This window comes from Acinetobacter beijerinckii CIP 110307, from assembly GCF_000369005.1.
GTDB classification, from domain to species: domain Bacteria; phylum Pseudomonadota; class Gammaproteobacteria; order Pseudomonadales; family Moraxellaceae; genus Acinetobacter; species Acinetobacter beijerinckii.
The window spans coordinates 1,257,248-1,273,308 of the sequence record NZ_KB849765.1; the positions used below are offsets into that span (position 1 = coordinate 1,257,248).

The window sequence follows — 16,061 nt, forward strand, 5'->3', positions numbered from 1 at the left end:
TATTTAGGAATTATTATTCAGTAATAAAAGTAACTTTACCATTTTCTAAAGATTTAACACGTGCTAATGACTCCACGCGATAACCTTTTTCGATCAATACATCACGACCTGGTTGGAATGATTTTTCAATCACAATACCTACGCCAACAACTTCAGCATTGGCTTGATGAATAAGATCGATTAGACCCAATGCAGCTTGACCATTTGCCAAGAAGTCATCAATCACCAATGCCTTATCCGATGAACTCAGATGTTTGTTTGAAATAGCAATGGTACTTTCAGTTTGCTTGGTGAAAGAGAACACTTTAGAACGGTAAAGATCATCTTTTAGGGTTAATGACTGGTATTTACGAGCAAAAATCACAGGAACACCAAGTTCTAAACCTGCCATGATGGCAGGTGCGATACCAGAAGCTTCGATAGTAATGATTTTTGTAATACCGGCATCTTTAAAACGCGCAGCAAACTCTTTACCAATCAGTTGCATTAATACTGGATCGATTTGGTGATTCAAGAAAGCATCTACTTTCAAGACTTGATCAGATAGAACGATACCTTCATTTAAGATTTTCTGTTCTAAAGCGTACACGGGAGAATCCTCTAAACGGATGCTTATTCAAGCAAAGGCATATTTTAAAAAGCATCTAAAAAAATGCAAGCTAAAATTGACCAGATGGTTAGTTGGTTTTACCGGTATAGCCTGTTAATAATAAGCCATAAGATGATTTTCCATCATTATGTGCCATTTTGACTGGCAAGTAATCAAGTTGAGGTGCTAACCAAAATACGGTGTTACGTTCAGCTTTATCATGTTGCATAACCACTTTGATTGTATTGAATGTTCCATAATTGGTTTTAATTGTTTCTGTGCCTTGTTTGACAAAGCGACGATCATCTAATGCCTTTGCATCAGCAATCAAATATTTGGTTTTAAGCGAATTACTTTTTAAATCTTCACGAATTTGTAGTTCAGCATTTAACTCATCCAATGCACCTGCTTGCCATGCAAATGATCGAGCCTTATCATCTTTTTTAGTATTAATTACTTTCGCGCTTGGATTGAAGTTAATATTCATGGTGTTGTTGTGGATTAAAATTTTGCTACTGCGGCTAAATTTCTGTGAAGTGATTTTGTTATCTACAAAACTAAATTGGCTTGTTTCAGATGCAGAGGCAATACCACCCGCTTTTGCAACAAATTTATAAGTCCAATTGTTTCCCTGTTGAGATAGGGTGCGTGTTGCTGAACCGAGGTTCTTGTTATTGTAGCTGAATTGATAACTTGCTTGAAATGGGGCCATCGCTAATGCATGACTAGATAGGCTTGCCGCTAAAATAGCAGCAGAACTCACGGTAGCGATACTAAGCACTTTCGATAATTTCTTTGTCATAACACTATATCCTTTGAATGATTTATATCAATGAATCACTCATTTATCATTACGATTTACGGCTATTATGCCTGTAGATTATGAAGAAAAGATCAGGTTTTTTACGTGGCAGTTGTTAATTTTTCGTATAAATCATGCAGATGTGTAACCTTGAAAGTGATATGACTTGATAATTATGCATATCACTTTTCAGCTAGATAGGTTTACCTTTTACTTCTTTCTTTTTGCTCGATCGGAGTGACAATTGTGTCATCTAATAGATCTTCATCATAATCATAATCATCATCGCTAGATGCTGATAACATTGCCGCTAAATTGACATTACCCCAAACGATTAATTCAGCAGGGCGAACTCTGGCACGATTGACATGTACTTTACTTAATGTGTCAATAATGCTCTGTTTTTTTCCAAGCCAACGATTTAAATCGAGATACAGTAATTCATCTTGAACTTTAACTACTTCAAAGTGTTCTAAGATTTTCCCAAGAGGGTCTTCTTCACGGAATTTTTGATAGTACCAAATAGCGAGATAAAAGCCCCATTTCTGAAAAATATTTTTAAATGTTGCCTCAATGACTTGGGTATTACTAATTTGTTCAAAAACCATGAGTTGCACATTTTGATTCATTTCCATCTGAATCAATTTTAGATCAACCGAAAGCGTTGTATGCAAACCTTTAACATCTAAGGTTGTGTACAAACGTAGCCACCCATCATAAAGATCTGCATGTAAATCTTGCATGATTTCTACATTTTCAGTGACGTAACGCTCCATTGTCGCGTTCACAAATACTTGTGAAAGTGAAAACTCTCTTTCTTCTTCGATGAAATCTTCGGCTTTTTGGTAAACTTTACGTAGACGTTTAACCACAGATGAAATTAGCGTTTGCATAAAAGCTGTTCCAGAAAGTGAAATGATCTAAAGCGGGCATTAAAGCTATAAAAACCCAAATGCAATGTCACAATCTTTGTATTAACTAAAAATAAAATAAATTTCTGACTTGCAGTGTAGCAAAATTAATTGCTACATTTTCATAAAATGATGGTATGGAAACACTGTAACTATAAGTGGATCACATTTTTGTAATTTTTTGAATATTGGTTCTATTTTTTATACGGTGTTACCGTCGGGGATGAGGCATTTTTTGTCGCTTTAATAGCTATGCTAAAGAAAATAAATTTTCGTTCTCACCTGTTACAGTATTGGTGGCAAGATCCAATTTTTGTCGGAGCAGTTGTCTTCGCAATATTCATGCATCTTGTAATACTTACCATCCAATTTGCAATGCCATCACCTTCAGATACCTCAACCAAAGAAATCGCAGTAACGGTTCGGACTAGTTCTGATAAAGTTAAAGATGCAGATTTCTTGGCGCAGGCTGATCAAAAAGGTTCTGGTGAGTTCCGTGAAGCACATCGCATGTCTAGTGATATGCCTTCACCTATGCAAGCAGATGCTACGACCGGCGAAGCTGAACTTGAAAGTTTAGAAAAGATTCAACAGAAAAGAGAATTAAAGTTTGAAGAAAAGGTCTTGATGACCGTTTTAAGTTGGCAAAAACAAGCTGAACAAAGTGAGCGTAAAAAGTCGTTAGATGAATTACAAAGTCAATTTCAAGCGAAAGCGGCAATGGTTGCGAGTTTAGAGGCGCAGTATTTACAACGACAACAAAATTTTAGTCGTAAACAGCGCATTAAAACAGTAGACGGCATTCAAGCTAAACAAGATGCATCTGCTGCATATTTGGATAAATTCCGTCAAAAAGTTGAGTTGTATGGAAATCGTTATTATCCGAATGAAGCCAAGCAACAACGCTTGAGCGGCGAGGTTCGTTTAATGGTGATTCTAAATGCTCAAGGTGGGATTCGTGCAATCCGTTTAATTGAAAGTTCTGGGCATAGCATTTTGGATGAGGCTGCGAAAGCATCGGTTCGTCGCGGTGCGCCATTTGGAACATTTGATGCCACTATGAAAAAAGATATTTCAGAATTACGCATTATTCGGACATGGCGCTTTGATCCAGTAGATGCAGAATTTGAAGTGCATTAATACAGTGTGCTTCATAATCCAAGAAAATTAAAAATAATTTAAAAAATATTAAAAAACAATTATTTGATTTTTGTTTTATGGAGATTATTAATTTTAAATAAAGAAAACAATAGATTAAATTAACTCAACAAAACTTGAATTGCTAATAAAAACGATTATCATTTGCTATATCTTTTTTATTAAATCTCCTTTTGGAAATCAATGCACCCTTCTTAAAATTTTTCGGGGGAATGAGGTGCATGTTTTCAAAGCCGCCCCCTTGCAATAAGGACATATTTCATGCATCAAAATCCATCTTTAAATGTATTTAAAGCACACCCGCTTGTATTGGCAATGGCTGCCATCTTATTACCTTCATTGGCTTTTGCAGAAGGTGATAACAGTAATGAAAATGCAAAATTACCGACGATTGTAGTAAAAGCTGAAAGTGTAAAATCCACTGATTCTTATACAGCAGAAACAGCTTCTACCGCTTTACCTTTAAATCTTGCATTAAAAGAAATTCCTCAATCTGTCTCTGTAGTTACACAGCAACGAATACAAGATCAAGGATTAACGACATTAGTTGAGGTTGCTGAAAACGTAACGGGATTGACTGTAAATCGTTATGAAACGAATCGTGGTGGATTGTATTCACGCGGCTTTGTTATTGATAATTATATTATTGATGGAATTCCAACATCTTATACTTTACCGTGGTCTTCTGGAGAAATTTTCGCAAGTACAGCAATTTATGATCATATTGATATTGTACGAGGTGCAACAGGTCTAACAACAGGAACAGGAAATCCTTCTGCAGCAATCAATATGGTTCGTAAGCGTGCGATAAGCAAAGTGCCTGCCGCTAATATTGAGGTTAGCGGAGGAAGTTGGAACAATTATCGTGTGATGGGCGATATTGCGAATAGTTTAAATGAGTCTGGTTCTTTACGTGGACGGGCTGTGGCGCAATATGAACAAGGCGATAGTTTTACGGATTTGTTGAGTAAAGAGCGTTTGACCGTAATGCTCACGGCTGAGGCTGATTTAACCGACTCAACATTAGTGTCAACAGGTGTGAGCTATCAAGAAGATGATCCGCGTGGTCCGATGTGGGGTGGTTTACCAGTTTTCTTTAGTGATGGTACACGGACAAATCTTAAAAAAGGTACAACAACAACTCAAGATTGGACACGCTGGAATGTTAAATATACCAATTGGTTTACTGATTTAACGCACAAGATTAACGAGGACTGGAATGTCAAATTGTCTTATGCACATGGCAAAAGAGAGGCAGATTCAAAACTATTTTATGTTTCTGGAAATCCTGATAAAACAACAGGCTTAGGGCTATCTGGTTTTGCTGGTTCATATAAAGTGAATGTTGATCAAGATAATGCTACGTTACAATTAGATGGTAAGTTCAATTTGTTTGGTCGAAATCATAAAGTTGTCGCAGGATATCAATACTCAAATCAAGATTTCGAGGCTTTGGGGCGATCTGGTACAACGCAAACACCTGGAAGCATTTATGATTGGAATACTTCTCTGCCAGAGCCTGTATGGAGTAACTGGAGTCCTTCGGAAAGTTATAAAGTTAAACAAAATGCAATTTTTGCAGCTACACAGTTTTCTTTACTTGATCCACTGAAGTTAATTGTTGGTGGTCGAGTAACTGATTATGAAAAGGATTTAGGTTCAACAGCCCCTAAGATTAAATATGAACATGAATTTATTCCTTATGCAGGATTGGTGTATGACATCAATTCCAATTATTCTACATATGTAAGCTATACCAGTATTTTTCAGCCACAGGATGCAAGAGATTTTAATAACAACTATTTAGATCCAATTGAAGGAAATAGTACAGAAATTGGTTTTAAATCATCTTGGTTTGATAATCGCTTAAATGGATCTTTAGCACTTTTTAATATTAAACAAGATAATCTTGCACAAGAAGCTGGTTTGATAGATCGAAATGGAACGAAAGAGGTTTATTATAGAGCTGCGAAAGGTGCTGAAAGCCAAGGTTTTGAACTTGAAGTCGCTGGTCAGATCACGCCAAATTGGAATATTACTGCGGGTTATAGCCAATATAAAGCAACAGATGCCAATGATGTTGATATCAATACTCAACTTCCTCGTAAATCGATTCAGACATATACAACCTATCAGCTTCCAGGTCATTGGGATGCCGTGAGTATTGGTGGTGGAGTAAATTGGCAAAGCGACACTTATGTACTCGCAAGCAATGCACCATTGGGGGCAAATCCTAAAATTGAGCAAGGTTCTTATGCTTTGGTTAATTTAATGGCAAAATATAAAATTAATAAAGACTTCTCAGCTCAATTAAACATCAATAATGTATTTGATGAGGGATATTACGGTGTATTCCCTGCATATGGACAGATCACTCAAGGCACGCCACGTAATGCAACATTAACTCTACGTTATCAATTCTAAAAATGGGAAATAGAAAACGGCTGAATTCAGCCGTTTTCTATTTAAGGTGTGGATAAGTTTGCACTTATTCACATGTTATTTTGACTCGAATAAGCACGTTCAACTGTGCAGATTTCCACACTGAAATCTTGATACCATTTTTCTTTACCTAAACGCTGAGCGGCTAAGTGCTCAGCATCTTGCTGCCAAAGCTTAATATCTTCAAGGCTATGCCAATAAGACAGAGCAATTTCAAAACCATTTTCACTACATGCTTCAAACTTAATACAGTTAAATTGGCTCAACGCTTTATTTCTCAGATTTTGCGCAATTTCTGAATAAGTTGCATCGAGTTGCTTGATTGTGGCTTTAAAAATAACAATATACATAAGGTTTAAGTTTAACTTTCATCAGCTTGATAAGGATTGGCGATACCCAGTTTTTTTAGAATCTCAATTTCCAAAGCCTCCATTTCTTCAGCTTCGACTTCATTCGTTTCATGGTCGTAACCAAGCAAATGTAGAACGCCGTGAACCAGTAAATGGGTGAAATGATCGTTTGGTATCTTTTGTTGTTCTTCCGCTTCTTGTAAAACGACAGGAATACAAATCACCAAGTCTCCTAGAGGCTCTGCATCGAGTAAGCTGAGCATTTCTTCAGGAATATCACTCGGAAAAGACAATACATTGGTGGGTTTGTCTTTCTCGCGGTATTGCAAATTCAGTTCATTGCTTTCTGCAATATCAACGCATGCAATACCAATTTCACAATCGAAGTCAAAACCGACATGACGTAGTGCAGTTTCGATATTTTTTTTGATTTGACCACGTTTAAGTGGTAATTCAGCAGCTTGAAAGTCTTGTTGAAGACTTAAATTGATTTTCAAAATAGATCCTTAAAATCATCCCCCTTATAAAAGGGGGATTGGAAGTTACTTTAAGAGTGTTGCGCATCCGCAGCAGAGTCATTTTCTGCAATCAATGCTTCTTGTTTTGCTTTGCGTTCAGCTCGAGCTTCAGCAGATAAACGTTGTTGCTCGTTATCCCAACCTTCATAAGCTTCAACAATTTTTTGCACTAATTGGTGACGTACCACATCTCGAGAGTGGAAATGAGTAATATGAATTTCATGTACATTTTCAAGTACACGTAGTGCCTGCGCTAAGCCAGATTGTTGCCCACGAGGTAAGTCAACTTGTGTTACATCACCGGTAATAACAGCACGTGAACCAAAACCTAAACGCGTCAGGAACATTTTCATTTGTTCAGGTGTGGTATTTTGCGCTTCATCTAAAATCACGAAAGAATGGTTAAGGGTGCGTCCACGCATATAGGCAAGCGGAGCGACTTCAATCACTTGACGCTCAATCAGTTTTGCTACTTTTTCAAAGCCCAGCATTTCATAGAGTGCATCGTAAAGTGGGCGTAAATAAGGGTCGATTTTCTGAGTCAGATCACCTGGTAAAAAACCTAATTTTTCGCCTGCTTCAACGGCTGGACGCACCAGTAAAATTCTTTGAATTTCGTTACGTTCAAGCATATCAACCGCTGCGGCAACTGCTAAGTAGGTCTTACCTGTACCCGCAGGTCCTACACCGAAAGAAATATCACTTTGTAAGATGCGTTGTACATAACGTTTTTGGTTGGCACCACGAGGATTGATACGACCTTTACGAGTCTGAAAATAGACATCCATAGGTGCATCATATTCATCAAGTTTCTCACTGACCAATTCAAAATTGCGATCAGTTTGTGAGGATTGGATCAGGAGATGTAATAAATCTGCACTGATTTGTGTGGACATTTCTGATTCTTGAAAGAGCCGTTGCAATAGTGCTTCGGCTCTTTCGACCGCTTCTAGATCACCATCTAAATAAAAGGCATCGCCTCGGTGAGTAATTTTGACATCTAAACGTTGTTCGATTTGTTTTAAATGCCCGTTATACGCACCGAGCATGCTTTTTAAACGTTCCATTGAAATCTCAGGAAACGTTACTGTACGTCGAATCGCTGCAGTCAAGAGAAACCCTTTTTGTTGCTTTGTAGGAATACCCTTACATTACGCTACGTCAGGTTCAAGATTCAAGAGTTCACCATAAACTAAATTTAAAGTTTTGATTTCAGTGATCTCAATCTCCGCGAAACGCCCGATCCACGCTGCGTCACCGACAAAGGTAACTAAACGTGTATTGTCAGCAGTTCCGATTAAAACATTTGGATCCTTATCTGACACTTTTTCAATCAAAACACGCTCAATTTTACCGAGCATGGCATCCGTTTTATCAATGCTTGATTGCTTAATCACTTGTTGGACTTGCGCTAGGCGATCTTTTTTTACTTGCTCAGGTGTGCTATCGGGTAAATCCGAAGCAGGTGTTCCTGGGCGTTTTGAATAAACAAAACTATAAGAATGATCAAAATCTAAATCTTTAATGAATTGTAAAGTTTCAGCAAAATGCTCATCTGTTTCACCAGGGAAACCGATAATAAAATCGCTCGATAAGTGCATATCTGGACGGACTTTACGAAGCTTGGCAATTTTATCGATATACACATCAATGGTGTGATTACGCTTCATTGCTTGAAGCACATCGTTTGAACCACTTTGTACTGGTAAATGTAAATGTGAAACCATTTGTGGTAAATCACGATAGCATTGAATTAATTCATCAGAAAACTCAAGCGGGTGAGAGGTGGTATAACGTAAACGTCCAATTCCAGGGATTTCTGCAACTAAGCGAAGTAATTCAGGGAAGGTGCAAATTTCACCTTCAAAGGTTTCACCGCGATAGCCGTTGACGTTTTGACCAAGCAAACTGATTTCACGAACACCTTTTTCGGCTAAGCCTGCAATTTCAGCGAGAACATCATCCAGTGGACGAGAAACCTCTTCACCGCGTGTATACGGCACGACGCAAAATGAACAGTATTTAGAGCAGCCTTCCATAATCGAAACAAATGCTTTAAAACCTTCTACACGTGGTTCAGGCAAAAAGTCGAATTTTTCGATATCTGGGAAAGAAATATCAACCAATTTGATTTTTTCTTTCTTTGGTTTTTCAATTTGTGCTTGGTGCTGATCTAACATCTGCGGCAAACGGTGCAAAGTTTGTGGACCAAAAACCATGTCTACATAAGGTGCACGTTTTTGGATGTTGTCACCTTCTTGAGATGCAACACAGCCACCGACACCAATGACTAAATCAGGATTTTGTTCTTTCAGTTTGCGCCAACGACCTAAACCACTGAAAACTTTTTCTTGTGCTTTTTCACGAATCGAGCAGGTATTCATCAGTAGAATATCTGCATCATTTGGATTGTCAGTGAGCACATAACCATGTGAATCACCTAATAAGTCTGCCATACGATGACTGTCATACTCATTCATCTGACACCCTTGCGTTTCAATATATAATTTCTTAATTGAAACATCAGTGGTGTGCATTGGCTGGGTAACAGTGTTTTCTGCAGCAGCTTTTATAGCACTGGGAATGAATGTTTGAACCGTCATGCAGGCTCCTAAAACGAGGTGGGTATCAACAAACCGCGAATTATAACAGCATTTTTAATAGAACGCAGAGAATAAAAAAGTGACAAAAATGGACACTTTGTGGATAAAATTACGTGAATTTTAATGAATATGAATCAGCAAGTTACATAACACAACAATTGTAGGAAGCCAGACTTATTAAACTATGACGGCAGGGCAAAATTGGGCAAATGTATTGATGAAGATGAATAAGCAGCATGATTTTATAATGACAGTAAGCAATAAATTCAATAACAAGAAAAACTTCCGCCAAATTATGGCGGTAGGTGGAATGATTGTTTGTTCATCTGTATATGCTTTAGATGAGCAATTTAATGATGCTTTACGTGCTGCAAATTCTGGCAATACTGCTTTGCTCGATCAGTATCAGTTTGATATGCAAAACGATGCATTGGGTTACTATCCTGAATATTGGAAATTGAATACTAATCTTGGATTTCAGCCTGCTAGCTCAATTATTAGTTTTGCCCAACGCTATCCTCAATCTGCTATGGCTGAAAAATTAGCTGCCGATTACGTCGAAGAAAAAGTAAAACAAGCAAATTATAGTGAAGCAAAACCTGTTTTAAGTTATGTGACAAATCCTGACCAAGATGAAAGCTGTGCGGTTGCTCAAGTGAGAGCACAAACAGGTGATAGTTTAGTCTATGCGGAATATAAAGATATTTGGTTAGCTACTGGCTCTCAGCCCGAAGCATGTAATGGTTTAGGACGGTTAATGCTTTCTAGTCCGTTAATGACTGCACAAGATCGTCAACAACGGTTATGGGGACAATTACGCGCAGGTCAGTCAGGACAAGCTATTGCTACAGCACAGACGATTGGATTAAATCTTTCTTTGGCTCAGTTTAATCAAATTCAAGCAAATCCTTTAGGGTATTTGTGGAGTGCGCCTAAATCAAATGATGCTGATTATGCCTATTTGATTTTTGCTTTAGGGCGAGTTGCTGACAGTGATTTAACCAATGCTTCAGGTAATATTCAGCGTGTGGCTCAAGATACACCGCCCGCAGTACAAAAATATTTATATCGTACGATTGGCTATATTGGCGGTACGACCGTCATGAAAAATGGCTTTAATCGACAAGTATTAAATGCTTATGATCAAAGTTATGGTTATCCATTTAGTCCTGAAGAAGCGGAAATTTATGCACGCCAAGCGATTCGATTTGGTGCATGGGAAAGTTTGATTCGTGCGATTGATGCGATGTCAGTTTCGCAAAAGCAAGAGGATCGTTGGCAATATTGGCTTGCGCGTGCATCTGAGCAGCGTTCTGATAAAGAGTCAAAACAAGCTGCTCAACAAATTTATCGTAAATTAGCTCAATCCGGTGATGACTATCACAACCTACTTGCGAAAGATCGTATAGGTGAGCGTTACAATCATCAACCTTATAATGAGCAGCCAAGCGCGCAAGATGCTCAGCGTCTGAGTCAAAATATTCATTTTAGACGCGCATTTGCATTAAGAGATGTAAACGCACCCGCGAATTACACCAATCGTGAATGGAACTGGGCAGTTCGCCAAGCGTATTTGCAAAAAGATGATGGATTAATTTTAGCTGCGGCTAAACGTGCGCATGATATGGGTTGGTATGATCGTGCTATTTATGCTGCTGATCGCACAACATCTCGTCATAATGATACATATCGTTATGCAACACCGCATCGCAGTAACGTAACTAGTCATAGCTATAATGCGGGGATTGATCCTGCTTGGGCATATGGCTTAATGCGCCAAGAGAGTCGTTTTGTCACTTCAGCACGTTCTCATGTAGGTGCAGGTGGCTTAATGCAGATTATGCCAAACACAGCAAAATTGATTGCACGTCAAATGGGTGAAACTTATAACCCAGCAGCATTGAGCGAGATGAATACGAATATTCGTTATGGTACTTATTATTTATCAATGATTCAGAGCCAACTCAGCGGCAATGCTGTGCTAGCGACTGCTGGCTACAATGCGGGACCAAATCGGGCTCGTCGATGGCAATCTGACTCACAAGTGATCAGCGCTGATCAATATACTGAAACCATCCCATTATTAGAAACACGTGACTACGTCAAACATGTCATGACCAATGCCACACATTATGGTGTTGTATTAGGGCAGGGTGCTCAATCTTTAGAGAAAAGGATGAGTACGATTCCTGTGCTGAATCAACCTTAAAGGCACAACGATGTTTAATGTGAAGTAATGAATTTTTTATATTTGATGAAGTCAATCAATTTACGCAAGGGGCAAATGATGAGAATAATGAAGGCATTAATTTGCTATCTATTCATATCATTTAGTGCACCATTATACGCGGCTGATAATGCTGATATTTCAGGCTATGTGATGCATGTACAAATGACGCCTGCGGCCTGCGCTTTTGACTCATCAAGACAAAAGCAAAGAAAATGTTTAGAGGGTTATTCTTTAACAATTTCAAGTTTATTGCCTGAAGTTCCTGTTGGGCGTGATTGTGAAACTCGGACTTCTGCAAAACTTACACCGTTACAGGCAAAAGTCGTGGCTCGTATCATGCCTGATGAAAATGCAAGGGTACAACTTTGGCAAAATGTTGGTGGTTGTGTACCAATGAATGCCAGTCAATATTTTAGAACGATTATCAATTTTGCAGAAAGATTAAAAGTTCCTGCTGATTTGACCAGTCCAAACACGATTGAAGTTCAAAAAGAAAACCTTAGACAGCAATTTACCAAGCTCAACCGAACATTACCGCCAAATGGTATCCGTTTTACTTGCCAATCTTCACGATTTGATTCATTTCTGACTGAAATTCGAGTGTGTTATCAAAAGAATGGTCAGTACAAACAATGTGCAAGTCATATTGTTTCAGGATGCCCGAATGAATTTACAATTAAAGGTAGTTATTAAGCTTTTTTCTGGCTTAATTTGTATTTTCTATCAGACTTTTGTTGAAATCCATTCTCTTTTACATGCATCTGAGTTCGCATTAGAGTACAATCTTTGCCGTTTATGATAATTCAGTTGAACCATAATAGCGTTCAATTGTGCAAACGCATCTCATTGGAGAATATCACATGAAGCAACCCGTTCGTGTTGCCGTTACAGGCGCTGCTGGTCAAATTGGTTATAGCTTATTATTCCGTATCGCAAGCGGTGAAATGTTAGGTAAAGATCAACCAGTCATTTTACAATTGCTTGAAGTTCCTTTTGAGAAAGCTCAACAAGCGCTTAAAGGCGTAATGATGGAACTTGATGACTGTGCTTTCCCATTATTGGCAGGCATGATCGGGACTGATGATCCTAAAGTTGCATTTAAAGATGCTGACTATGCTTTATTAGTTGGTTCACGTCCACGTGGTCCTGGTATGGAACGTGCTGACTTGTTAAAAGTGAATGGCGAGATCTTCATTGGTCAAGGCCAAGCACTTAACGAAGTTGCAAGCCGTGATGTTAAAGTATTGGTTGTAGGTAACCCTGCAAATACAAATGCTTATATCGCAATGAAATCTGCTCCAGATCTTCCAGCGAAAAACTTTACAGCAATGTTACGTCTTGATCACAATCGTGCATTAACTCAACTTGCTCAAAAAGCAGGTGTTGCAGTTTCTGACATCGAAGATATGACAGTTTGGGGTAACCACTCTCCAACAATGTATGCTGACTACCGTTTTGCTAAAGCAAATGGCGTAAGCTTAAAAGACAAAATCAACGATGCAGAATGGAATAAAGATGTATTCCTTCCAACTGTTGGTAAACGTGGTGCTGCGATTATCGAAGCACGTGGTTTGTCTTCTGCTGCTTCTGCTGCAAATGCTGCAATCGACCATATGCGTGATTGGGCTCTTGGCACAAACGGCAAATGGGTAACAATGGGTATTCCTTCTGACGGTTCTTATGGTATTCCTGAAGGCGTAATGTTCGGTTTCCCTGTAACGACTGAAAACGGTGAATACAAAATCGTTCAAGGTCTTGAAATCGACGAATTCAGCCGTGAGCGTATCAACTTCACTCTTAATGAGCTAGAAGAAGAGCGTGCCGCGATTGCTGACATGGTTAAATAATTTATCTTTTTGATAGATTGAAAAAGCACCTTTTATAAGGTGCTTTTTTTATGCTGAGTACACACAAAAAACAACAAGAAAATATAGACATACATCTGCAACTAGATCATTTTAATTGTTAGATTATTTGGATATAAGAAAGTATAGGAGAATAAGATGTTTGAACAACAACCGACACTAGAACTGTTATTCGAACAACTAGGACTTGGAGCGGATGAGGCAGCTATTGAAACATTTGTGAAAAACCATCAACTCAGTGCTGATCAAAAATTACATGAAGCTGAGTTTTGGAGTGCAGGTCAGCGTGATTTTCTAAAAAGTCATTGGGAAAAAGATGATGAATGGGCGATTGTGATTGATGAGTTGAATCAGCAATTACATATAGATAGCACGAACTGATTTTAATATTAAAAATAAAGCTCGCATTAGTGAGCTTTATTTTTAATTAGTATTTTGAACCATTCTTGTTGACGTGCTTGAGTAAAAGCAGGGTGCGCGTGTAACAACTCTAAGTCGTGATCTAAGCAAGATAGGTATTTCGTTAGCCAATGCCGTGTTAATGCCTGTTCTTGTTTAGCAGCTGAAGCGTAAGCCAAGAAGAAATAAATCTCTAAGTGTTCGGTATACGCCAAAGGTTTAAGAATTTGCTGGGTAATTAAGGCAAACCGTTGCTCCTTGGTCAATTCGAAATAAATCATATACGCTTTTGCAAGGCATAAAGACAGATTTAAATACAGACTTAAAGGCATTTCTTCATATTCAACTCGCGCCTGTTCTAATAAAACAATTGCTTCTTGTAAAAAATGTAATTGTTCTTGGCGTAAATGGCTCAATACAACCAACTGTAAACGCAAATCAGCGCGCTCTAAAGCAAGCTCAGGTGAGTTACTCTCTATAAAAAGTTGGTCAGTTTCACCAATTCGAGCAATCACTTGTTTGGTTTGATTCGACATGTATTGATCCAAAATCTTCAGTTGTTGGTGTTATATAGGGCTATTTTTAGTAATTTAAAGGGTTAAAGCTATTTCCAAATAGAATCGCTACTACGCAGCCAAGCTGTAATCGATAGACGTTGATGATTTGAAAGTAGCACTTCATGTAACAAATCACTTTGGAAAATAGCCAGTCGATTTGGTAAGGGTTCAATAATATGCCAATGTTCATTTTTATCCTGTAGGCGTAATTGTCCACCAAACTCTTCTTGCCAATTCTCATGCAAATAAAAAACAGTTGAAATCATACGATCATTTTTTTTCTGAGCATTATCTCGATGTAATGCATAAAACTCTCCCGCTTGATAGCAAGCGAAATGAGCCTCAACTTCTTTAATGCCGAGATAAAAAGCTTGATTTAGAATTTGAGATAAATCTTGTAAAAATTGAATATGTTGTTGAGCAACAGGCAGTTGACCATCAATCCATAAAATATGATCACTACGAATGTGGCTGACTACACCATTCTGTACACCTGCTGCTCGAAACTGTTCTAAATGAGAACTACATTCTTGCACTAGCGCAGAGATATATTCAGATGAATATAGATGATCAATCAGAGCAAACCCTGATTCATTTAAATCATCTAAGATTTTATCTATATTCCAAGATGTAGTAATGGAAGAGGATTGCATAAAGCTCCTATGATATTCGTTTAATTACATTGCAATTTTAGACGATCACATCAACGCTAAAGAATACTTTTTTCTTTCATGTTAAACTATCGGTTGAATTGAGGAATAATTGTCAACATGAATTACCGTCACCATTTCCATGCGGGTAACTTTGCCGATGTTATGAAGCATGTACTTTTACTTCAACTGCTCGCTCGTTTAAATGCTAAAGATAAACCTTATCGATATATCGATACCCATGGTGGTGCAGGTAAATATGATTTATCTAGGTCTGAAGCACAAAAATCAGGTGAATTCTTAACGGGTATCCATCGTTTGGTCAAGCTTGACGATTCGATTAAGCGTAATGCGCCTGAAGGTGTAAAACAATATCTTAAAATTGTTGAAGATATGCGCGTAGGTTCTGGTAAAGGGGCTTATCCAGGTTCACCTTGGTTTGCACTTGAGGGTATGCGTGATATTGATAAAGCAACTATTTTTGAAATGCAGCGTGATGTATTTCAGCAATTGTATTTAAATATTCGTGATAAACGTGCGGGTCTACATGAGCGTGATTTTTATGAAGGCTTAATGGGTGTCATTCCGCCGAAAGAAAAACGCGGATTGGTCATGATTGACCCACCTTACGAAATCGAGCGTAAAGATTTCCCGCAATTGGTTGAAATACTGCAAGATGCACATAAAAAATGGCCAACAGGCGTATTTGCAGTTTGGTACCCAATTAAAGACCGTGCCATGATTGAACGGTTTGAAAAGAAAATGTTTAAAACGGGTATTCGCCGTCAGCTGATTTGTGAAATTTGCGTATGGCCAGATGATACTCCAGTTGGATTAAATGGTTGTGGTTTACTTGTGATTAACCCACCTTGGAAATTTTCAGAAGATGCTGATCAAGCCTTACAATGGCTTTTCCCTCATTTACGCATGAGTGAAAATGGTGGTCATGCAGCGGTGCGTTGGTTGGTGGGTGAATAACCCATCAAC

Annotated in this window: 16 protein-coding genes; 7 read left to right on the plus strand and 9 right to left on the minus strand. The window is 38.3% G+C overall.

Features of this window, described 5'->3' with window-relative positions; translation table 11 throughout:
* Nucleotides 1-13 precede the first annotated feature (13 nt).
* From F933_RS11495 to F933_RS11505, 3 genes are all read right to left on the minus strand, one after another.
* Complete coding sequence (locus F933_RS11495) at nt 14-589, minus strand: xanthine phosphoribosyltransferase (protein ID WP_005061319.1); 576 nt, start codon at nt 587-589, stop codon at nt 14-16.
* An 88-nt stretch (nt 590-677) separates the two neighbouring features.
* A complete protein-coding gene (locus tag F933_RS11500) occupies nt 678-1,391 on the minus strand; it encodes a DUF3108 domain-containing protein (protein WP_005061321.1) in 714 nt (237 codons plus the stop codon).
* A 203-nt stretch (nt 1,392-1,594) separates the two neighbouring features.
* Nucleotides 1,595-2,284 carry a hypothetical protein gene (locus tag F933_RS11505; protein WP_005061324.1) on the minus strand — a complete coding sequence of 230 codons (690 nt, stop codon included), beginning with the start codon at nt 2,282-2,284 and terminating at the stop codon, nt 1,595-1,597.
* A gap of 270 nt (nt 2,285-2,554) precedes the next feature.
* On the opposite strand from F933_RS11505, the gene F933_RS11510 reads away from it, so the two are divergent.
* Both F933_RS11510 and F933_RS11515 read left to right on the plus strand, forming a co-directional pair.
* Nucleotides 2,555-3,442 (plus strand): energy transducer TonB, encoded by an 888-nt coding sequence (locus tag F933_RS11510; protein WP_034710806.1) that lies wholly within the window; start codon nt 2,555-2,557, stop codon nt 3,440-3,442.
* A gap of 279 nt (nt 3,443-3,721) precedes the next feature.
* The gene (locus tag F933_RS11515) at nt 3,722-5,884 is read left to right on the plus strand and encodes a TonB-dependent siderophore receptor (protein WP_005061327.1); all 2,163 of its coding nucleotides are present in this window, start codon (nt 3,722-3,724) and stop codon (nt 5,882-5,884) included.
* A 68-nt stretch (nt 5,885-5,952) separates the two neighbouring features.
* On the opposite strand, the gene F933_RS11520 is transcribed toward F933_RS11515, so the two are convergent.
* From F933_RS11520 to miaB, 4 genes are read right to left on the minus strand one after another with little or no spacing between them, the layout of a single operon-like run.
* Nucleotides 5,953-6,252, minus strand: coding sequence for an antibiotic biosynthesis monooxygenase family protein (locus tag F933_RS11520; protein ID WP_005061329.1), 300 nt, complete (start codon nt 6,250-6,252; stop codon nt 5,953-5,955).
* A gap of 11 nt (nt 6,253-6,263) precedes the next feature.
* A complete protein-coding gene (ybeY, locus tag F933_RS11525; protein ID WP_005061330.1) occupies nt 6,264-6,749 on the minus strand; it encodes an rRNA maturation RNase YbeY in 486 nt (161 codons plus the stop codon).
* A 50-nt stretch (nt 6,750-6,799) separates the two neighbouring features.
* On the minus strand, nt 6,800-7,882 hold the full coding sequence (locus F933_RS11530) for a PhoH family protein (protein WP_034710810.1): 1,083 nt from the start codon (nt 7,880-7,882) through the stop codon (nt 6,800-6,802).
* A gap of 39 nt (nt 7,883-7,921) precedes the next feature.
* Nucleotides 7,922-9,373 carry a tRNA (N6-isopentenyl adenosine(37)-C2)-methylthiotransferase MiaB gene (gene miaB, locus F933_RS11535; RefSeq protein WP_005061336.1) on the minus strand — a complete coding sequence of 484 codons (1,452 nt, stop codon included), beginning with the start codon at nt 9,371-9,373 and terminating at the stop codon, nt 7,922-7,924.
* 295 nt (nt 9,374-9,668) lie between these two features.
* Between miaB and F933_RS11540 the strand changes: the two genes are divergently transcribed.
* From F933_RS11540 to F933_RS11555, 4 genes are all read left to right on the plus strand, one after another.
* Nucleotides 9,669-11,582, plus strand: a complete 1,914-nt coding sequence (locus F933_RS11540; protein WP_171065961.1) for a lytic transglycosylase domain-containing protein — start codon at nt 9,669-9,671, stop codon at nt 11,580-11,582.
* 45 nt (nt 11,583-11,627) lie between these two features.
* Entirely contained in the window at nt 11,628-12,296 is a 669-nt protein-coding gene (locus tag F933_RS11545; RefSeq protein WP_171065962.1) for a ribonuclease T2 family protein, read from the plus strand.
* Nucleotides 12,297-12,463: 167 nt separating this feature from the next.
* Nucleotides 12,464-13,450, plus strand: a complete 987-nt coding sequence (locus F933_RS11550) for a malate dehydrogenase (RefSeq protein ID WP_005061343.1) — start codon at nt 12,464-12,466, stop codon at nt 13,448-13,450.
* Between the two features lie 156 nt (nt 13,451-13,606).
* Nucleotides 13,607-13,849, plus strand: a complete 243-nt coding sequence (locus tag F933_RS11555; protein ID WP_005061345.1) for a DUF2789 family protein — start codon at nt 13,607-13,609, stop codon at nt 13,847-13,849.
* A 26-nt stretch (nt 13,850-13,875) separates the two neighbouring features.
* Here the strand turns inward: F933_RS11555 and F933_RS11560 are convergent, their stop codons facing one another.
* Together F933_RS11560 and F933_RS11565 are read right to left on the minus strand one after the other, a co-directional pair.
* The gene (locus F933_RS11560) at nt 13,876-14,403 is read right to left on the minus strand and encodes a hypothetical protein (protein ID WP_005061351.1); all 528 of its coding nucleotides are present in this window, start codon (nt 14,401-14,403) and stop codon (nt 13,876-13,878) included.
* A gap of 68 nt (nt 14,404-14,471) precedes the next feature.
* Nucleotides 14,472-15,077, minus strand: a complete 606-nt coding sequence (locus F933_RS11565; RefSeq protein WP_005061353.1) for a 2OG-Fe(II) oxygenase — start codon at nt 15,075-15,077, stop codon at nt 14,472-14,474.
* A gap of 117 nt (nt 15,078-15,194) precedes the next feature.
* On the opposite strand from F933_RS11565, the gene F933_RS11570 reads away from it, so the two are divergent.
* A complete protein-coding gene (locus F933_RS11570) occupies nt 15,195-16,052 on the plus strand; it encodes a 23S rRNA (adenine(2030)-N(6))-methyltransferase RlmJ (RefSeq protein WP_005061355.1) in 858 nt (285 codons plus the stop codon).
* The last annotated feature ends 9 nt before the right edge of the window (nt 16,053-16,061 follow it).

What these genes read in the sequence shown, in the direction of transcription:
- F933_RS11570 (WP_005061355.1), top strand. Translation starts at nt 15,195, where the DNA reads ATGAATTACCGTCACCATTTCCATGCGGGTAACTTTGCCGATGTTATG.
- F933_RS11520 (WP_005061329.1), bottom strand. Translation starts at nt 6,252, where the DNA reads ATGTATATTGTTATTTTTAAAGCCACAATCAAGCAACTCGATGCAACT.
- F933_RS11560 (WP_005061351.1), bottom strand. Translation starts at nt 14,403, where the DNA reads ATGTCGAATCAAACCAAACAAGTGATTGCTCGAATTGGTGAAACTGAC.
- miaB (WP_005061336.1), bottom strand. Translation starts at nt 9,373, where the DNA reads ATGACGGTTCAAACATTCATTCCCAGTGCTATAAAAGCTGCTGCAGAA.
- F933_RS11515 (WP_005061327.1), top strand. Translation starts at nt 3,722, where the DNA reads ATGCATCAAAATCCATCTTTAAATGTATTTAAAGCACACCCGCTTGTA.
- F933_RS11500 (WP_005061321.1), bottom strand. Translation starts at nt 1,391, where the DNA reads ATGACAAAGAAATTATCGAAAGTGCTTAGTATCGCTACCGTGAGTTCT.
- F933_RS11565 (WP_005061353.1), bottom strand. Translation starts at nt 15,077, where the DNA reads ATGCAATCCTCTTCCATTACTACATCTTGGAATATAGATAAAATCTTA.
- F933_RS11555 (WP_005061345.1), top strand. Translation starts at nt 13,607, where the DNA reads ATGTTTGAACAACAACCGACACTAGAACTGTTATTCGAACAACTAGGA.
- F933_RS11550 (WP_005061343.1), top strand. Translation starts at nt 12,464, where the DNA reads ATGAAGCAACCCGTTCGTGTTGCCGTTACAGGCGCTGCTGGTCAAATT.
- F933_RS11505 (WP_005061324.1), bottom strand. Translation starts at nt 2,284, where the DNA reads ATGCAAACGCTAATTTCATCTGTGGTTAAACGTCTACGTAAAGTTTAC.
- F933_RS11540 (WP_171065961.1), top strand. Translation starts at nt 9,669, where the DNA reads ATGGCGGTAGGTGGAATGATTGTTTGTTCATCTGTATATGCTTTAGAT.
- F933_RS11510 (WP_034710806.1), top strand. Translation starts at nt 2,555, where the DNA reads ATGCTAAAGAAAATAAATTTTCGTTCTCACCTGTTACAGTATTGGTGG.
- F933_RS11545 (WP_171065962.1), top strand. Translation starts at nt 11,628, where the DNA reads ATGAAGTCAATCAATTTACGCAAGGGGCAAATGATGAGAATAATGAAG.